The 12,856-nt window shown below is 63.0% G+C and carries 9 protein-coding genes; 6 read left to right on the top strand and 3 right to left on the bottom strand.

All coding sequences use genetic code 11. The annotated features are described in order from the left end of the window. The first annotated feature begins 8 nt into the window (after positions 1 to 8). Positions 9 to 425: a c-type cytochrome gene (locus tag I9018_RS31545; protein ID WP_068577709.1), complete on the top strand. Its 417-nt coding sequence runs from the start codon at positions 9 to 11 to the stop codon at positions 423 to 425. Positions 426 to 561: 136 nt separating this feature from the next. After that, entirely contained in the window at positions 562 to 2,484 is a 1,923-nt protein-coding gene (locus I9018_RS31540; RefSeq protein ID WP_241108334.1) for an acetyl-CoA hydrolase/transferase C-terminal domain-containing protein, read from the top strand. A gap of 13 nt (positions 2,485 to 2,497) precedes the next feature. On the opposite strand, the gene I9018_RS31535 is transcribed toward I9018_RS31540, so the two are convergent. Beyond that, positions 2,498 to 3,070: a xanthine phosphoribosyltransferase gene (locus tag I9018_RS31535; protein WP_068577713.1), complete on the bottom strand. Its 573-nt coding sequence runs from the start codon at positions 3,068 to 3,070 to the stop codon at positions 2,498 to 2,500. A gap of 56 nt (positions 3,071 to 3,126) precedes the next feature. Further along, positions 3,127 to 5,136: a DNA helicase Rep gene (gene rep / locus I9018_RS31530; protein ID WP_068577716.1), complete on the bottom strand. Its 2,010-nt coding sequence runs from the start codon at positions 5,134 to 5,136 to the stop codon at positions 3,127 to 3,129. Between the two features lie 268 nt (positions 5,137 to 5,404). Between rep and I9018_RS31525 the strand changes: the two genes are divergently transcribed. Continuing rightward, positions 5,405 to 7,078 carry a bifunctional diguanylate cyclase/phosphodiesterase gene (locus I9018_RS31525; RefSeq protein ID WP_241108333.1) on the top strand — a complete coding sequence of 558 codons (1,674 nt, stop codon included), beginning with the start codon at positions 5,405 to 5,407 and terminating at the stop codon, positions 7,076 to 7,078. Between the two features lie 50 nt (positions 7,079 to 7,128). Here the strand turns inward: I9018_RS31525 and I9018_RS31520 are convergent, their stop codons facing one another. Next, positions 7,129 to 8,526: a NorM family multidrug efflux MATE transporter gene (locus tag I9018_RS31520; RefSeq protein WP_241108332.1), complete on the bottom strand. Its 1,398-nt coding sequence runs from the start codon at positions 8,524 to 8,526 to the stop codon at positions 7,129 to 7,131. 151 nt (positions 8,527 to 8,677) lie between these two features. Here I9018_RS31520 and I9018_RS31515 point away from each other — a divergent pair, with 151 nt between their 5' ends. The 3 genes from I9018_RS31515 (at position 8,678) to I9018_RS31505 (ending at position 12,854) form a co-directional block, all read left to right on the top strand. Further along, entirely contained in the window at positions 8,678 to 9,598 is a 921-nt protein-coding gene (locus I9018_RS31515; RefSeq protein ID WP_068577721.1) for a LysR substrate-binding domain-containing protein, read from the top strand. Between the two features lie 193 nt (positions 9,599 to 9,791). Beyond that, on the top strand, positions 9,792 to 11,768 hold the full coding sequence (locus I9018_RS31510) for a methyl-accepting chemotaxis protein (protein WP_241108331.1): 1,977 nt from the start codon (positions 9,792 to 9,794) through the stop codon (positions 11,766 to 11,768). Positions 11,769 to 11,885: 117 nt separating this feature from the next. Continuing rightward, a complete protein-coding gene (locus I9018_RS31505; RefSeq protein WP_241108330.1) occupies positions 11,886 to 12,854 on the top strand; it encodes a Ca2+-dependent phosphoinositide-specific phospholipase C in 969 nt (322 codons plus the stop codon). Positions 12,855 to 12,856 lie beyond the last annotated feature (2 nt).

Here is a 12,856-nt window from a genome sequence, read left to right as displayed (position 1 = left end):
ACCTAATTATGAAAATGCTGGCCGCACCAGCAACCGTATTGGCCCTTTGGGCAGTCAGCGCTCAAGCTGCGACCAACGACGATATCGCCAAGCGCCTCGAGCCGGTTGGCCAGGTCTGTGTCCAGGGGCAAGAATGCAAGGGGATGGAAGTCGCTGCCTCCGCAGGTGGCGGCGGTGGGGCGAAATCTCCGGACGACGTGATCGCCAAGCACTGCAACGCTTGCCACGGCACCGGCCTGTTGGGCGCTCCGAAAATCGGTGATACCGCTGCCTGGAAAGAGCGCGCCGATCATCAAGGCGGCCTCGACGGCATCCTGGCCAAGGCCATTACCGGCATCAACGCCATGCCTCCGAAAGGCACCTGCGCCGACTGCTCCGATGAGGAGCTCAAGGGCGCCATCCAGAAGATGTCCGGCCTGAAATAAGCGGTCATCTGCAGCGAAAAAGCCGCTTGCGAGCGGCTTTTTTGTGGGCGCGATTTGACCTGCACCCTGTTCAATGCAGCAAACTCCCGGCAAGCTCGGTCCAACCCCAATTCACGGATGGTTCCAGGAGGGTCCGATGCTGCAATCCTGTTCTATCGAGCGTGCGGTGGATGAAGTGCTCGCTCGTTTGCCGCAACACATTCACATGGGCATGCCCCTGGGTCTGGGCAAGCCCAACCGCTTCGCCAATGCCCTGTATCGTCGGGTTGCCCAACTGCCCGAACGCCAGCTGACCCTCTACACCGCCTTGAGCCTGGGCCGGCCTGCATTGGGCGATGGTTTGCAGCGACGCTTTCTGGAGCCCTTCGTCGAGCGGGTGTTCGGTGACTACCCTGAACTGGATTTTCTCGCCGCCCTGCACCGCGACAACCTGCCAGCCAACATCCGTGTCGAGCAGTTCTTCATGCAACCTGGCAGCCTGCTGCACAGTGACGTGGCGCAGCAAGACTATGTCAGCAGCAACTACAGCCATGCCGCCCGGGACATCAATGCCGCAGGCCTGAACCTGGTCGCCCAGATCGTGGCGCGTCATCCGCAACAGCCAGGGCGCCTGAGCCTGAGCTGCAACCCGGACATCACCCTGGACATGCTGCCGATGATCGCCAAGCGGCGTGACGCCGGGGAGACCATCCTGCTGCTCGGCCAGGTTCATCGCGACCTGCCCTATATGCCGGGCGATGCAGAGATCGATGCCGCGGACTTTGACCTGCTGATCGATGAAGACGAATGCAGCACGCTGTTTTCCACGCCCAACATGCCGGTAGGCGTGCAGGATCATTGCATTGGCCTGCATGCCAGCACCCTGGTGCGTGACGGCGGAACCTTGCAGATCGGCATCGGTTCCATGGGGGATGCGCTGACGGCAGCGCTGCTGGCGCGCCAGGCGGATAACGATGGCTATCGTGCTGTACTCGCGGACTTGCAGGTGGGCTACTGGCAGTCGTTGATCGATCGCGAAGGTGGGGTCGAACCCTTTGCCCAGGGGCTCTATGGCTGCAGCGAAATGTTCGTCAACGGCCTGCTGGCCCTGGCTGATGCCGGGATCGTGCGACGCAAGGTCTACCCCAGCGTGGAGCAGCAACGCCAGGCCAATACCGGCACCCTGGACCCGGCCACTGCAGGCGGGGTCTCGATCCATGGCGGATTTTTCCTGGGGCCACGCAGTTTCTACCAGCGCTTGCGCGAGCTACCCCAGGACAAGCTGGCGGAATTCAACATGAGCGCCATCAGCTATATCAACGAGCTGTATGGCCACGAAGAGCTCAAGCGCCTGCAGCGTCGCGATGCACGCTTCATCAACAGCGCATTCACCATGACCTTGCTGGGCGCCGCGGTGTCCGATCAGTTACAGGATGGGCGGGTGTTGAGTGGTGTGGGCGGGCAGTACAACTTCGTGGTCCAGGGCCATGCCCTGGCGGATGCCCGTTCGGTGCTGATCCTGCGCAGTTGGCGGGAGTCGGCAGGGGAGGTCAGTTCCAACATCGTCTGGGAGTACGGCCATTGCACCATCCCGCGGCACCTGCGGGACATCGTCATCACCGAGTACGGCATCGCCGATCTGCGGGGCAAGTCCGATGCGAAGGTGATCGAGGCGTTGCTCAACATCAGCGATTCACGTTTCCAGCCCGGGCTGATGGAACAGGCACAGAAAGCCGGCAAGCTGCCCAGGGACTTCCGCCTGGATCCGCGCTTTGCCGATAACAGCCCGCAGCGCTTGCTGGATATACAGGCGCGCCATCGCCATCTGTTCCCAGAGTATCCGCTGGGCAGTGATTTCACCGCCCAGGAGCGCGACTTGCTGCGGGCGCTGAACTGGCTCAAGAGCAAGTTCAAGCTCAGCGAGATCCTCGAGTTGGGCAAGGCGGCCTTCGACGCGCCGGAGCCCGGGGCATTTCCCGAACACCTGGAGCGCATGGGGCTGGAACAGCCCGAGGGCCTGCGTGAAGACCTGTACCAGCGCTTGTTGCTGGCCGGCCTGCAGGCCACCCGTCAGCCGTGAGCCTGGCGCCGGGTCACTCGATGAAAGTGACCACGCCGCCGGCCAGGGATTTGACCCGCGCCAGGGATTCCACGCGGTAGCCCTGGGAGTCCAGTTCGGCACGGCCGCCCTGGAAGGACTTTTCGATCACGATGCCCAGGCCGGCTACGGTGGCGCCGGCCTGCTTGATGATCGAGATCAGGGCCTGGGAAGCCTTACCGTTGGCCAGGAAGTCGTCGATGATCAGCACGCGGTCGCTGCTGGTCAGGTGCCGTGGCGAAATAGCCACGGTGCTTTCTACCTGCTTGGTGAAGGAGTACACGGTGGCCGACAGCAGGTTCTCGGTCAGGGTCAGGGACTGGTGCTTGCGAGCGAAGATCACCGGTACACCCAGGTTCAGGCCGGTCATGATCGCTGGAGCGATGCCGGAGGCCTCGATGGTCACGATCTTGGTGATGCCCGAGTCCTTGAACAGCCTGGCGAATTCGTCGCCGATCAACTTCATCAACTGCGGATCGATCTGATGGTTCAGAAAGGCGTCGACTTTCAATACTTGATCGGAAAGCACGATGCCTTCTTCGCGAATTTTCTGGTGCAGTGCTTCCACGGAGCTTCCTCTAATGGCCGCTATGGGGCCAAGGGTCTGTTAAAAAATAGTCGATTTTACCGCTTTAGCATCGCGCGTATATCAGCCAAAGCATTATTGCCGCGAACGGCCTTGACCTCGGTCGGCGTGTCGTCGTTGCCTTCCCAGGCCAGGTCGTCCGGCGGCAGTTCGTCGAGAAAACGGCTTGGCGCGCAGTCGATGATTTCGCCGTACTGCTTGCGCTTGGCCGCGAAGGTGAAGGCCAGGGTCTGGCGCGCCCGGGTGATGCCCACGTAGGCCAGGCGTCGCTCCTCCTCGATGGTATCGGCTTCGATACTGGAGCGGTGGGGGAGGATTTCCTCTTCCATGCCCATGATGAACACGTAGGGAAACTCCAGGCCCTTGGAGGCGTGCAGGGTCATCATCTGTACCCCTTCGGCGCCGTCTTCCTCTTCCTGCTGGCGCTCCAGCATGTCCCGCAGGACCAGCTTGCCGATGGCATCCTCGACGGTCATCTCGCCGTCTTCGTCCTTTTCCAGGGTGTTCTTCAGGGCCTCGATCAGGAACCAGACGTTGCCCATCCGGTAGTCCGCGGCCTTGTCGCTGGAGCTGTTGGTGCGCAGCCAGTTCTCGTAGTCGATGTCCATGACCATGCTGCGCAGGGCGCCGATCGGGTCCTCGCCGGCGCACTGCTCGCGGACCCGGTCCATGAAGCGCTTGAAGCGCGCCAGGCGGTCGGTGAAGCGGCTGTCCAGGTGCTCGCCGAGGCCGATTTCCTCGGTGGCGGAATACATCGAGATACCGCGCCCGGTGGCGTAGTTGCCGAGTTTCTCCAGGGTCGTGGAGCCGATTTCCCGGCGCGGCACGTTGATCACTCGCAGGAATGCGTTGTCGTCATCGGGGTTCACGATCAGGCGGAAGTAGGCCATCAGGTCTTTCACTTCCTGGCGACCGAAGAAGCTGTTGCCGCCGGACAGGCGATAAGGCACCTGGTGGTGCTGCAGCTTCAACTCGATCAGCTTGGCCTGGTAGTTGCCCCGGTAGAGGATCGCGAAATCGCTGTAGGGACGGTTGGTGCGCAAGTGCAGGGTGAGGATTTCCATGGCCACTCGCTCGGCCTCGGCGTCCTCGTTCTTGCAGCGGATCACGCGGATCTCGTCGCCGTGGCCCATTTCGCTCCACAGCTGCTTTTCGAATTCGTGGGGGTTGTTGGAGATCAGCACGTTGGCGCAGCGCAGGATGCGGCTGGTGGAGCGGTAGTTCTGCTCCAGCATCACCACTTTCAAGGATGGGTAGTCGTCCTTGAGCAGCATCAGGTTTTCCGGGCGCGCGCCGCGCCAGGCATAGATCGACTGGTCATCGTCGCCCACCACGGTGAACTGGTTGCGCGTGCCGATGAGCATCTTCACCAGCAGGTACTGGCTGGCGTTGGTGTCCTGGTATTCGTCCACCAGCAGGTAGCGCACCTTGTTCTGCCACTTCTCGAGGATGTCGGCGTGCTCCTCGAACAGCTTCACCGGCAGCAGGATCAGGTCGTCGAAGTCCACTGCGTTGAACGCCTTGAGCGTGCGCTGGTAGTGGGTGTAGACGATGGCCGCGGTCTGTTCCTTGGGGTTGCGCGCGTTTTCCAGGGCCTGGGCGGGCAGGATCAGGTCGTTCTTCCAGGCGCCGATCATGTTCTTGATCTCGTCGACGCCGTCGTCCCCGGAGTATTCCTTTTGCATGATGTCGGTCATCAGGGCCTTGACGTCGGTCTCGTCGAAGATCGAGAAGCCCGGCTTGTAGCCCAGCCGCACATGCTCCTTGCGGATGATGTTCAGGCCCAGGTTGTGGAAGGTCGAGACGGTCAGGCCGCGACCCTCGCCGCTGCGCAACAGGGTGCCGACCCGTTCCTTCATTTCCCGCGCCGCCTTGTTGGTGAAGGTCATGGCGACGATGTACTGGGCGCGGATCCCGCAGTTCTGGATCAGGTGAGCGATCTTGCGGGTGATCACGCTGGTCTTGCCGGAGCCGGCACCGGCGAGCACCAAAAGAGGGCCGCCGACGTAGTTCACGGCTTCTTGCTGCCGGGGATTGAGTCGGGACATGACGGTAAAAAGGGGTCGATGACGAAAAGGGCGGGCATTTTAACAGGATGGACGGATTCTGCTGCGTCTCTCCGACTTGTGACGCATAACGCTATCTAAATTTGCCGGTTTTGATACTTTCCCTCAGGATGCGCGCTGAATATGCGTCCAATGTTCGAGTTAGAGCGGTACAAGAAGTTGCGTATGATAATCACTATCAATTGATATTGACCGTTTGCGCGCCATAATGCCCGCCGCCAACTTTTTTTGCAGAGTCTAGGGAGCTAGCTTGTCTAAGCCTGTCGAACCCTTGCGTTTGCTGCTACTGGCTGAAGAGCCTGTGTGGACAGCGTTGTTGCGCGAGTGTGTCGCTCCGTTGGGAGACTCGGTGGTATTGATCAGTGCTTCCAGCTGGGAGTCTGTCAGTCGTTTGTTCGAAGACGACCGCAACGCGGTCTTGCTGACCATTCCACACCTGCAGCCCGGCCCCGGGCGTTGCAGCCTGCCCACCGTCCTGTTGCTGGACCAGGAGCCCTCAGTCGCTCCGGTAGGCGTCAGTGACTGGCTGGTGGGTCCGTGCCTGAGCACCGATGCCTTGCGCCGTTGCCTGCGCCATGTACGCGAGCGCGGGCTGCTGGAAAGCACCTTGCAGCGCCTGGCCGAGCAGGACCCGCTGACCGGCATTGCCAACCGCCAGGGGTTCCAGACCCTGCTGGCCGCGCGCCTTGCGGAAAACGACGGGCGCGGCCTGGCCTTGGGGCACCTGGACCTGGACAACTTTCGCCATGCCAACGATGCCCTGGGGCACCAGGCCGGCGATCGCCTGATCCTGCAGGTGGTCTCGCGGCTCAAGAGCCAGCTGGAGGCCGGTGACCAGCTGGCCCGCCTGGGCAGCGACGAATTTGCCTTGCTGATCGATACACGTCGCGCTCCACAGCGCGCCGAATGGATCGCCGAACGTATCACCGAGGCCATGGCCGAGCCTTATTGGATCGACGGCGAAAGCCTGCTGATCGGTTGCAGCCTGGGGGTCGCCCATGCCCGCGCCCATGCTGGCGCCGACCCGCTGATGTGGCATGCGCACATCGCCATGCAGCAAGCCAAGAGTACCCAGGGCTGTACCTTTCATATCTTCAACGAGCGGATCAACCGCAATGCCCGCAGCCTGGCCGACCTGGAAAGCGAACTGCGCCGGGCTCTGCGTCGCGACGAGCTGGAGTTGCATTACCAGCCGCGCCTGAACCTGCACGACGGCAAGATCGTCGGCCTCGAGGCCCTGGTGCGCTGGCGCCATGGCGAGCGTGGGTTGCTGCCGCCCAGCGAATTCGTGCCCCTGGCCGAGCAGAGCGGGCTGATCGTACCCCTGGGCTATTGGGTGATTTCTCGTGCCCTGCGCGATATGCAGGCCTTGCGCGAGCGCGGGCTGGCACCACTGCACATGGCGGTCAACCTGTCGTTTCGCCAGTTCCAGGACAGCCAGCTGCTCTCGACCTTGAGCCGTTTGATCAGTGAGCGTGGGGTCGAGGCGCAGTGGCTGGAATTCGAACTGACCGAAACCGCCGTCATGCGCCGCAGCGACCTGGTGAAGCAGACCATGGACGCACTCGGGCGGCTGGGGGTGCGCTTTTCCCTGGACGACTTCGGCACGGGCTTCTCGTCGTTCGTCCATCTCAACAGCCTGCCGATCGCCCTGCTCAAGGTGGACAAGAGCTTCGTCGGCGGCATGGACCAGCGTGAAGAGAATCGCAAGCTGGTCCACGCGATGATCAACCTCGCCCACAACCTCAATCTGGACGTGGTGGCCGAAGGCGTGGAAACCGCCGAACAACTGGCGCTGCTGCGCGATTTCGGTTGTGACCAGGCCCAAGGCTACCTGATCAGCAAGCCGCTGCCGCTGGCCGAACTGGTGGAATACCTGACCTTCGGCAGCAGCCAGCGCCTGGGCCAGGAAGAAGTCATCTAGGGACCATGAGCTGTGCCGGCAACCCTGGAACCAGGGAGCCGGCAGCCGATTCAATCGGCCTGGAGGCCCATGGCCGGCACCACGGGCTCATGCTTGATCATGCGGCGCATCCGCCATTCGAAGGCCAGGGTCAGGCTGATGGCTGCGCACGCCAGGCCCAGGGCCAGGCCCCACCAGACACCGGTCGGCCCCCAACCCAGGGTGAACGCCATCAACCAGGCCGAGGGCGCCCCGATCAGCCAATAACAGCCCAGCCCCACCAGGAAGGTGGTCTTGGCATCCTTGAGCCCGCGGATCGCCCCCATGGCGATGGTCTGGGTGCCGTCGAACAGCTCGAACCAGGCCGCTACGGTCAACAGGCTGACGGCCAACTGGATCACCGGGGCGAACGCGGGGTCGTCATGGTCGAGGAACAGCCCGATCAACTGGTTGGGCAGCAGCCAGAAGACCACCGCGAACCCCAGCATCACCACCGCACCGAAGGCAATGCCGACCCGTCCTGCCAGGCGCGCATCCAATAGCTGTCCGGCGCCATAGTGCTGGCCGATGCGCATGGTGATGGCGTAGGAAACCCCCGCCGGCACCATGAACGCCACCGAAACGATCTGCAGGGCGATCTGGTGTGCCGCCAGCTGGGTGCTGCCCATCGTCCCCATGCACAGGGCGGCGAAGGCGAACAATCCGACCTCCACGGCATAGGTACCGCCGATGGGCAGGCCCAGGCGCCACAGCTCCCGCAGGTACTGGGTATTGAGCCGGAACAGGCCCTGGCGCAAGGGATAGGCGGTATAGGCCGGGTGCCGCTTGATATGCCAGGCCAGTGCCACGGCCATGCAGTTGGCGACGATGGCGGTGACCAGGCCGATACCGACCAAGCCTAGCTTCGGCAGGCCGAACATACCGGTGATCAGCGCATAGTTGAGCAGGAAGTTGGCCACCGTGCCGCACAGGCTGATGACCATCACCGGCGTGGCCCGGCCGATGGCGCTGGTGAAGCCGCGCAAGGCCATGAAGCTCAGGTAGCCGGGCAGGGCGAAGGGCAGGATCAGCAGGAACTGGCCGGCGGCCTGGACGTTGCTCTCGGTCTGGCCGAACAGCAACAGCAGTGGCTTGAGGTTCCACAGCAGCAAGGCGGCTACCAGGGCCATCAGCCAGGCCAGCCACAAGCCGGCCTGGGTCAGGCGCGCTGCGCCCTCGATATCGCCGGCGCCCTGGCGGATCGCTACCAGGGTGCCTACCGCGGCGATCACGCCAATGCAGAAGATCGAGACGAAGGAGTAGCTGGCTGCGCCCAGGCTGCCGCCGGCCAGCGCCTCGGGGCTCAGGCGGGCCATCATCAAAGTGTCGGTGAGGACCATCAACATATGGGCCAGCTGCGAGGCGATCAATGGCCCTGCCAGCCGCAGGATGGCCCAGAGTTCGGTACGTGCTGGATGCTGCATGGTCATCAGGCTCGGTCAGGTGGAAAGCGGGAAGAACGCTGATTCTCGGCGCTCTTGGCCCATAGCACAAAGGGATAAAAATACGTGCTGACATGATAAAAACTCATGCGAAGCGCTTTCTGGTAGCTTGGCTGCATTGCGCTGCCGGAGTCTGTCCATGTCCCGTCGTCTACCTCCTCTCTATGCCCTGCGGGCCTTCGAAGCCGCAGCCCGGCACAGCTCGTTCACCCGGGCCGGTGAAGAGCTGTCGATTACCCAGAGTGCTGTCAGTCGCCATGTGCGCACGCTGGAGGAGCATTTCGCCTGCCGGTTGTTCCAGCGTAGCGGACGCAACCTCTTGTTGACCGAAGCCGCGCGCCTGCTGTTGCCGGGGGTGCGCGAGGGGTTCGCCGCCCTGGAGCGGGCCTGCGCCACCCTGCGGGCCGAAGACGACATCCTGCGCATGAAGGCGCCCTCGACCCTGACCATGCGCTGGCTGCTGGCGCGGCTCAGTCGTTTCCGCCACTTGCAGCCGGGCAACGAAGTGCAGCTCACCAGTGCCTGGATGGATGTGGACTCGGTGGATTTCAACCAGGAGCCTTTCGACTGCGCGGTACTGCTGAGCAACGGCCACTTTCCCGCTGACTGGGAGTCCAGCCGCCTGTTCCCGGAACTGCTGATCCCTGTGGGCGCACCGAACCTGCTCAACGACCAGCCCTGGGATGTGGCGCGCCTGGCGAGCACCGAGTTGCTGCACCCGACCCCGGATCGTCGTGACTGGCGCAGTTGGCTCGAGCACATGGGGTTGGCCGATCAGGTCTCGCTCAAGGGCGGGCAGGTCTTCGACACCCTGGAGCTGGGGATGATCGCCGCCGCACGGGGCTACGGCGTGTCCATGGGCGACTTGCTCATGGTGGCCGAAGACGTGGCCCAAGGGCGCTTGAGCCTGCCCTGGCCGACGGCGGTGGCCAGTGGCCTGGACTACTATCTGGTGTGGCCCAGGACCCGGCCCGGTGGCGAACGCCTGCGGCGCCTGAGCGACTTCCTGCAAGGGGAGGTTGGGGCCATGCAATTGCCAGCCGTGGAGCGTCTTGGCTGAAACGTTGAAGCCCCTGGCTGGCAGGCTGTGAGATATATCCTTGCAAACCGCTCAAGTATTGCCGGATGCCGCCGAATCCTGGGATATGGAACCAGCGTTCAGGAAGGTCCTAACTCATTAGAAAATCTTGGAATTATTGCTGCCGAGCGTGCCACTTGATCAGGATGATCCGCCTTCTCGGCCAGGAGCCATCATGTCCCAACCCCGTGCCCGGATAGCCTCCCAGCTAGGGCTTGCCCTTGCCCTGGTACTCGCCCTGGTGATCAGTGGCAGTACTCTTTTTGCCCTGCGCTCGCTGGATTCGGCCAACCTCGACACCCGTGAAGAACACCTGGCCAGTGAAGCCCGCCTGCTGGCGGACCAGCTCAATACCTTCCATGGCAGCCTGCGCGAGAGTACCCAGCGTCTGAGCGGCCTGTTCGAGAACCGTTTTCGCAGCGGCCTGAGCCTACACCCCGACGAGCCGGTGACCGTGGCCGGGGTGCAGACTCCTGGCTTGCACCTGGGCAACGTGGTGCTGAACAACAACTTCGATGAAGTGGACCAGTTCAAGCAGATGACCGCCGGGGTCGCGACCTTGTTCGTGCGCAGCGGTGACGATTTCATCCGTGTCAGCACTTCCCTGAGCAAGCAGGATGGCAGCCGCGCCATCGGCACCCTGCTCGACCACGCCCATCCGGCCTATAAGAAGCTCATGGCCGGGCAGGGCTACGTTGGCCGCGCGCTGCTGTTCGAGCGTTTCTACATGACCCAGTACACCCCGGTGATGGACCGCAGTGGTCGGGTAATCGCGGTGTTGTTCGTGGGTTTCGACTACACCGACGCGCAGAACGCCCAGTTCGCCAACCTCAAGCGCTTCCGCATCGGCCAGAGCGGCTCCCTGGCCCTGCTCGACGAACAGCACAAGTGGCTGGTGCCGCCGGCCGGCGTGCAGGCCCTGGACCAGGCCGCGCAGCTCCTGGTAGACGCGGCGAAGGAGCCGGGCAAGGGGCGTTTCTGGAGCGATGGAGGCGAGGACTTCTACAGCCTGGCGATGCCTTTCGCCGACGGTCCCTGGTCGGTGGTGGCGAGCATGCCCAAGGCCGAGATCCGTGAGGTGACCTGGAGCGTTGGGCTGCGCCTGGTGATCGGCAGCCTGTTGGCGATGCTGCTGGCGGTGGGCGCCACGGTATGGTTGTTGCGCAGCAAGCTGGCGCCCCTGGGCGACCTGGTGCGCCAGGCCCAGGCCTTGGGCGGTGGCGACCTGAGCGCGCGGCTGAATGTTTCCAGCCACGATGAGATCGGCCAGCTGGCCCGCAGCTTCAACCAGATGGGCGAGGCCTTGTCGACCATGGTCGAGCACATCCGTCGCTCCGCCACCGAGGTCAGTGGCCGGGCCCAGGCGTTGTCCGGGCTGTCCAGCGGGGCCTACGAAGGCATGGAACAGCAATCCGGGGAAATCACCAGCATGGCCGGGGCGGTAGAACAGTTCAGCGCTACTTCGCTGAACATCGCCGACAACATGGGCAGTACCCAGCGCCTGGCCCAGGAAAATGCCGAGCAGACCCATATCGGTCGTGAGTCCATGGAGCAGGCTTCTTCGTCGCTTGAGCAGATCGCCGGGGCCCTGGGCAGCACGGCAGCCGTGATCGATACCCTGGGGCAGCGCTCCCAGGAAATCGGCGGGATCGTTGGGGTGATCACCGCCATCGCCGACCAGACCAATCTGCTGGCCCTCAACGCGGCCATCGAGGCGGCCCGCGCCGGGGAGCAGGGTCGCGGTTTCGCGGTGGTGGCCGATGAGGTGCGCAACCTGGCATCGCGCACCCGCGAGGCCACGGCGGAAATCTCGCAGATGATCAACAGCATCCAGCAGGAAACCGGCAATGCCATCCAGACCATGGAGCAGGGCAACCGCCTGATGCAGGAAGGTTTGTCGCGCAACGCTGGTGTGGCGTCGGCCTTGGCCCTGATCGACGAGCAGAGCCAGAGTGCCGGCGAACAGTTCGCCGCGATCACTACCGCGACCCAGGAGCAGAGCAGCACCGCCACGGTCCTGAGCCGCAACCTGCAGAGCATTGCCCAGGCCAATAGCGAACAGCGCGAGGTGGTGTCCAACCTGGCCGTCACCGCGCGTGAGCTGGAAGCCCTGGCCGCCGATCTGCGCCACGAAGTCGACCGCTTCCGTTGACTGCACCCGCCCTCCGGCGAGGTGTTGGAGGGCCATGGTTGCAATGACACATGATTGGACTAAAACAGATGAGCAGTTGATTGCCCTTCAAGGACTGACCTTTTAGCAGGAGCTGGCATGACTCATCTTTCTCGTTTCGTTCCCCGTGCATTGGCTGTGTCGATGTTCTTGCTCAGCCACGCAGCCTTCGGCCAGGAAAGCCCGGCGTTCATCGACCCGGCGTCCTGGAGCACGCCATTCAACCGGATTGCCCAAGTGGCCTGTCACAACTGCTATGAAAAGCAGTACGCGGGCACCTTCAGCAGCGTGCTCGACAGTGTGCGCACCCTGGAGCTGGATTTCTGGGACCAGCGCGACGCGGTAACCGGAGGTTCGCCACGGCATTGGTTCGTGCGGCACAACCCGGGCACCCTGTTCCAGTCCGGCAACGACAATAACTGCACGGGCGACGGCACCGGCAAGAACGACCTGGAAGCCTGCCTGAACGACATCAAGCTCTGGAGCGACAACCATCCGGGGCACTTCCCCATCACCGTGATCCTGGACAAGAAGCAGGGTTGGTCGAAAGCCAGCTCGGGGCGCACGCCACAGGACTTCGACGACTTGGTGAGCCGGATCTTCCAGGGCAAGCTGTACACCCCCCAGGACCTGGCGACCCATATCGGCAGCAGTGCCGGAGCCCTGCAGAACAACCTCAAGGGCAAGGCCTGGCCCACCGCCAGCCAATTGCAGGGCAAGGTTTTGCTGGTGCTCAACCATTCGCAGAACCAGAAACTTTCGCAGTACGCCGAAGCCCGGACCTCCAGCGCCAAGGTGTTCATCTCACCGGTGACCAATGGCCAGAACGATGTCAGCGGCAAGGTCAGTGGCATGTCCGACCAGTCATCGGGTTATGTGGCCATGAACAACATGGGCAAGGGTGACAAGAAATGGGCGGCCCAAGCCTTTGCCTACAGCCATATCGGGCGAGTCTGGGGTGATGACGGTGTGTCGTTCGCCCAACACATCGCTGAACAGATCAACCTGTCGGCGTACTACAAGTTCGCCGACCAGGGCGCTGGCGGTTTCCGCATTCGGCCGTTCTGACG

It is taken from the genome of Pseudomonas sp. MPFS (genome assembly GCF_022537035.1).
GTDB classification, from domain to species: domain Bacteria; phylum Pseudomonadota; class Gammaproteobacteria; order Pseudomonadales; family Pseudomonadaceae; genus Aquipseudomonas; species Aquipseudomonas sessilinigenes.
Note: the sequence above shows the minus strand (reverse complement) of the source record. Positions and strands in the feature narration are given on the sequence as shown.